The sequence below is a fragment of the Agromyces bracchium genome (genome assembly GCF_009709675.1).
In the GTDB taxonomy this organism is placed as follows: domain Bacteria; phylum Actinomycetota; class Actinomycetes; order Actinomycetales; family Microbacteriaceae; genus Agromyces; species Agromyces bracchium.
Genome location: NZ_WMLB01000020.1, coordinates 1 through 5,373, shown reverse-complemented (window position 1 = coordinate 5,373; position 5,373 = coordinate 1). Strand labels below are relative to the sequence as shown.

The following is a 5,373-nucleotide window of genomic DNA, read 5'->3' as shown; positions in this document are numbered from 1 at the left end:
TCACTACTGGATAACTTCTGCTTCCCAAGCAGACAGCGCGGGTTCGATTCCCGTCATCGGCTCCACGGAAATTACCTGATCAGAGCCGCTTTCCATACGCCTGTGGCCAGCGTGCAATTCCGCATACCGCCCGGAAACAGTCGACGCGGAGGCACCTCGATACGTTCACGGGTCTGATCAGGGATTTCGACCACGACTGAGCCGCGACTCTCGATTGCAAAACTGCACTCGTAGTCACTTAATAGTCACAAATTCGAGCGAACCCTCAGCCCGAGCGGCGTTCGCCGACCGTCATGCGCCTCGACTCATCGACTCGCCCACGGTGGGACACTGATCGCTGTGACCGTCGAGTTCGAGTGCCGGACGCACGTGCCCGCCGGCGTGCAGGAGGCATTCGACCGCTCCCGGAGCATCGACCTTCACATGGCGTCCATGTCGGACTCGCGCGAGCGCGCGATCGCCGGCGTCACCGCCGGTCTGATCAGCGAAGGCGAAGAAGTCACCTGGCAGGCGTGGCACGTCGGGGTGCCGATCCGAATGATCAGCCGGATCACCGCGATGACGGAACCGGAGTACTTCGTCGACGAGCAGGTGCGCGGACCGTTCCGCTCATTCCGGCACGAACACGAGTTCCGACCGGACGGCTCCGGCGCGCTCATGATCGATCGCGTGAAGTTCGACGCGCCACTCGGACCCCTCGGCACGATGGCAGAACTCGTGATCGGCCCCTACCTTCGCCATCTCATCGAGAAGCGCAACGCTCACATCGCGGCAGGCGACTAACCGCTCTGTCAAGATCCCTGCTTCACGAGGTGGGCGGCCAGTCGATGAGCGGCGCATCACGACGTACGTAGAGCGGATGCTTCGGGTGCCCACCCTTCGTGACGCCCAATGCGTTGAGCGACGGCAACAAGGCGACCGCCTGGGCGACTCGGGCCGGGTCGGCGTTCGTGCCCCACCCGGCTACGACGGTGCCAGTCAGGTTGCCGAGCACGCGATCGTTCTCAGGCCCCACAGGATCAGCCGCGGCCATCATCACTCTCGGGAACTTGGTACGGAACGCGTACAGGTTGGCGATCACCATGCCGCCATACCCCTCGCGCTTCGCGAAACCGACGCACCGCCGTAGCGTGGGATCAAGTTGCTCAGCGTCGGCGGTGCTCGGGTTCCAGCAGCACGAACGTGATCGTTGGCGGCGCTGCGTCCCAGACGCGGGTCAGTGTGTAGCGGTAATCGCCACGAATGTCCGCGGTGGCCGAAACGAAATCATCCATCGAACACGCTTCTCTCCTCAGGCCAGATCATCTTGTGCTGCGGCGACATCGGGCCAGGGCTGATCCGCACAGCACCCGGTGGTTCGCGAGACGGTTGAGTATGAGATCGAGACCCACCGCGGTGGACGGCTCCGAGGTCTTCGTGCTGAGCTGCGATGCGGCCATGATCAGCGACGGGGTGCGACTATCGGCCGACGTAGGTCGGTGGCGATAGCAACATCGGCGGCCAACGGGGATCCCCACTGCGAGCGAAGAGCCCGTAGGGATGCTCGCGCGAGCGAGCTTACCCCGCGACAGGGCCACTCGTGACGGCCGGGATCCCGCATCGTTGCAGGCTTGCCTCGATCGCAGACCTCAGCTGGGTTCGACCGAGCGCGCCGCCGGTTGACCATGCGGGGGCGAACGGGCCGCCGGCTCTGGCCGATATCGAGAGCTCGAAGCAGCGGTCGTGGGTGAAGAGCACGGCGCCGACCGCGTTCCCGAACTGCTTGAGCGCGACCGCATCGATCTCCTCGGCGCGCCACCTGCCAAGCAGCGTTTCGCGGCGATCGAACGCGACGATGCGGTCCACCGTGACTACCAGGTACGTCCCGGCGAGGGGCGTTGCACCGATCACGAACATGTCGCCGCAGTGCGCGGTCGCGATGATTCCCAGTCTTCGGTGCAGGTTGGGGGCGAGCGCGAGTGCCGCTCCCGCCAAGAGACCGACGCTAAGTATGAGGAGCCCCGGAGCAGGTATCCCGAATATGACGGCGACGTCGCCGTCAGAGACAGCGAACCAGAGGAAGACGACGATGGCGAGGACGAACAGCGCGCCCCAGAAGAACCCGACACAGGTGCGCCATCCCAGACCGGTTCTGGCGAACATGCGCTCAGGGTCGATCTCATATCGGGAATGTGCGCCGACCTTCTCGTCGGATCCGCCGATCGCGTCGGCGAAGGCCTCAGGGGTCAACATCGCTCACCGGCTTCGGGGTATGCCACCAGTGAACCCTAGTTCGAGACCAGATGCGTCGGCGCCGTAGCGGCGGGTCATCCAAGTGCCGATAATGGCCTCTTCAGATCGCTCGGCGCAGCGACTCGCCCAATCGTGCGATGGCCGCGGCTACCGGTGAAGTGTCGGCGTCCTGGAACGAACCCATCCCACCGTCATAGAAGCGGAGGCCATCTCTGACGGCGTCACGAAGATCCTCCGCGGTCGTGATGCCATCGAATCTCGCTCCGAGATGTTCGGCCGACCGCCTACGAGCGCGATCGCCTTCGACGGTGGCAGCAGAACGCAGCTGCGCAATGGCGCCCATGATCTCACCCACACTCTCGGCCACAGTCAGCATGGATGTCACGCTAGTGCCGATATCTCCTTCGAGCCCTCCGGCGCGGTGCGGTCAGGACGCAATCACCATCCCTCAGCGGGCGCTCCTTGGTGACCGTTATGGTCGGTGCGCGCCGATAGTGTCGCATCGCCGGCGAGGGAAGGGCTCACCAAGCAGTTGCCCTGCGTTCACGGGCGACGGCACGAACGGAGTACGCGAATGACGATCAACAAGTTCGACTTCGGCGACAGCTTCGCCGGTCTCCTGATCGACGGGGTCGAGGAGACCCCCTACGTCGGCGCCACGCTACGGCTCACCGATACGGGTGTCGAGATTGAAGTCCCGTATCTCTCTGGCTACGCGGCCGCACAATTCGCTCACGTCGACGAATGGTTTCGGCAGCGAACTCCCCCGACGAACATGCTCCTACGGACGAGGGAGGGCGCAGCCACTCTATTTGGCTGTCGCTGGCGGGGCCATTCCAGCGCGGCAGGGTCGAGGATCGGGAGTGGACGAATTGCCCCCGACGAGACGCTGCTGCACGATCGCGAAGAATCGCTCTCCGAGCCGCTCACCGTCAAATCCTGTCGCAGTCGCGCTGACGGACTGAACCACTGGACACGACTCACCGCGGTGGAGTCGGACGCGCACCGGGACGATGAGCGCCGAACAAACGTGCTCGAGGTCACGGTCAAGAGTCCGGAGCCGATTGAGTGGCAGCAAGGTGAGGCCACGATGCGGATCCAGACCTCCTGGCGATTCGAGGCGAAACAAGATGGGTACGAACGCATCCACGAGCTCCACGACAACGTGCTGCTCGAATCGGAGTGGGTGGACCCTAGGGAGTTCTTTCACCACCTTGCGGAGCATCGCAAGGTGATGCACCTGCTTGTGTTCTTGTTCGGAACTGCACTGTCCTTTCGCGAACATCAGGTGCGCGACGAGACCATCGCCTCTCGCACGATGGACGGGACGCTGATCGAGCATCCGTTCGTTGAGCTGATCAGCGCCCGGACGATTCGCGAGCGCGGGCAACCCACTCCGGCGAAGGAGAAACTCGGACGGCCCTTGTTGGTACTTCAGGAGGTGGGTGCCGAAGGACTGACTTCGTGGGCCGAAATGTACGGTGAGTGGGAGCGGTTCATCCTGCCTGCAGTGGCGGTCATCGGTCGGCGTAATCGCTTCATCGAAGACGTCGTGATGTCGACCTCGATGGCGCTCGAAGCAGCGGGGCAGCTCATCGGCGAGCGGCCCGGAGAGGAAGCCACCTATGGTCGAGCAAGGCCCTCCATGGCAACGTATGTCTTTCGCTGCCTCGATTACCTCGACATCGGCTGGGACGATTACATCCACAGCCAGGTCGGGCTGGCCCGCGCGATTTCCAACAACTACAAGCGTGTCAAGCACGCTGACAATGGAGCCTTCCCCGACCACGTCGAGACGGCCCTGATCGGAGAGGTCAACGAGCTAGTAGTGCGACTACTCGCCGCCAGCCTCACCGGCGCCGCCGACGAACTTCTCCAGCGGTACCGGAGCGGCTCTGAACTCTGGCAGCTTCAACAGCTCTTCGAAGCGAACGAGGTTCGGATCGATGATGACGCTGGCACCTGGGTCTCCACCGTGCAAGCAGATGCTCAGGATCTGACTGACTGAACAGCGCGAACATCGGGCGGTGCAAGGACGATCCCTCAGCGAACGCGGTCGGCACCTACTCGTATACGCGCGCAGCAAGCAGCATCTGAGCAATCAATTGCCAGGACGCGGAGGTCGGCACACTCTCGCCTCTGTTTTGGAAGTATCCATCCATGTCTTCGAGCCAAGCTGCCCATGCGTTCAGGAAGTCAGGCAGATTCGCGTTTTGCCATCGTTCCGGATGCGTGGCGAACGAATCTGCTAGCCCCCCGAGGAACTCCACCAGGTCCGCTCGAGATGACATGTTGAGCGCCTGCGAATCCAGATCCATCTCCACACGATAAGTCCATGAGCGATCTCAGACCCGACGCAAGCCGGTCCCTCACTCAGGCATCAGTTCAAGGGGTGCATCGAGCGCTCGAGCCAGCGCCGGCGAGGGATCGCCAAGTGAGATCCGTTAGCTCGGAGTTCGCCGGCGCTGTCCGCCCTCTGTCGAGTTGACCCTGCGTTCGATTCGTGACTGGGCGAGCCTTCCCACGCCGACGAGGGCGATGATCACTCCCAGCGTGAACAGGATGAAGTACCAGGGCGTCGGCTTGTCGAGGAGCGAGAGGACGATGGCTCCCGCTGCGGCCAGGCTACCGGCGAACAGATCCCTCCAGCCGCGACCGCGAGCCTTGGGTTGCGTCAACTCGTCCACCGCACAAGTATGCGGCAGGGGCGCAGAAGGTGGCGATGGAGTCCGATATCACGAGCAGCCAGCCCGGTAGCCGGTCCCTCCGCGAGGCTTCGGAGCCGGCCGCCGGCGCCGCGGCGGTTCGCCTACCGGACGCAGCGTCGTTCGCAGAAGCCCTGTCCGATGAAGTGCCCGGAGAGGGCCCCCGATTCGCGTCACGCTCAGGGGGTGCGTGGCATCAATTGCCGGCGCCGTGCGAGACTCGTCGAGAACACCGGGGGAACGACTCCGATCCGGCAATCGCGGCGCCGGAGAAACCCTCGTAGTCACTTAATAGTCACAAAATCGGCATCACGTTGATTCACTCGAGCTCACACTCCCCCGTGATCCCGGGGCTCGTGAGCCCGAGTGAAGCCGAGTGAATCACTACTGGATAACTTCTGCTTCCCAAGCAGACAGCGCGGGTTCGATTCCCGTC

At 63.4% G+C, this 5,373-nt stretch carries 7 protein-coding genes and 1 pseudogene; 2 read left to right on the top strand and 6 right to left on the bottom strand.

Annotation, left to right across the window (positions count from 1 at the left end):
* The first annotated feature begins 339 nt into the window (after window positions 1-339).
* A complete protein-coding gene (locus tag GJ743_RS08245; protein ID WP_328288959.1) occupies window positions 340-783 on the top strand; it encodes an SRPBCC family protein in 444 nt (147 codons plus the stop codon).
* 22 nt (window positions 784-805) lie between these two features.
* Here the strand turns inward: GJ743_RS08245 and GJ743_RS08240 are convergent.
* The 4 genes and pseudogenes from GJ743_RS08240 to GJ743_RS08230 form a co-directional block, all read right to left on the bottom strand.
* Window positions 806-1,117 (bottom strand): annotated as a pseudogene (locus tag GJ743_RS08240) (DUF1643 domain-containing protein); the annotation flags it as partial.
* A gap of 28 nt (window positions 1,118-1,145) precedes the next feature.
* A complete protein-coding gene (locus tag GJ743_RS19515; protein WP_230386656.1) occupies window positions 1,146-1,274 on the bottom strand; it encodes a DUF1643 domain-containing protein in 129 nt (42 codons plus the stop codon).
* Window positions 1,275-1,557: 283 nt separating this feature from the next.
* Complete coding sequence (locus GJ743_RS08235) at window positions 1,558-2,232, bottom strand: hypothetical protein (RefSeq protein ID WP_155051438.1); 675 nt, start codon at window positions 2,230-2,232, stop codon at window positions 1,558-1,560.
* Between the two features lie 100 nt (window positions 2,233-2,332).
* A complete protein-coding gene (locus GJ743_RS08230; protein WP_155051437.1) occupies window positions 2,333-2,608 on the bottom strand; it encodes a hypothetical protein in 276 nt (91 codons plus the stop codon).
* A 198-nt stretch (window positions 2,609-2,806) separates the two neighbouring features.
* Between GJ743_RS08230 and GJ743_RS08225 the strand changes: the two genes are divergently transcribed.
* On the top strand, window positions 2,807-4,240 hold the full coding sequence (locus tag GJ743_RS08225) for an ApeA N-terminal domain 1-containing protein (protein WP_155051436.1): 1,434 nt from the start codon (window positions 2,807-2,809) through the stop codon (window positions 4,238-4,240).
* A gap of 55 nt (window positions 4,241-4,295) precedes the next feature.
* Here GJ743_RS08225 and GJ743_RS08220 read toward each other — a convergent pair whose 3' ends face one another.
* Both GJ743_RS08220 and GJ743_RS08215 read right to left on the bottom strand, forming a co-directional pair.
* Window positions 4,296-4,550 (bottom strand): DUF7660 family protein, encoded by a 255-nt coding sequence (locus GJ743_RS08220; protein WP_155051435.1) that lies wholly within the window; start codon window positions 4,548-4,550, stop codon window positions 4,296-4,298.
* A gap of 126 nt (window positions 4,551-4,676) precedes the next feature.
* Window positions 4,677-4,919: a hypothetical protein gene (locus tag GJ743_RS08215; RefSeq protein ID WP_155051434.1), complete on the bottom strand. Its 243-nt coding sequence runs from the start codon at window positions 4,917-4,919 to the stop codon at window positions 4,677-4,679.
* Window positions 4,920-5,373 lie beyond the last annotated feature (454 nt).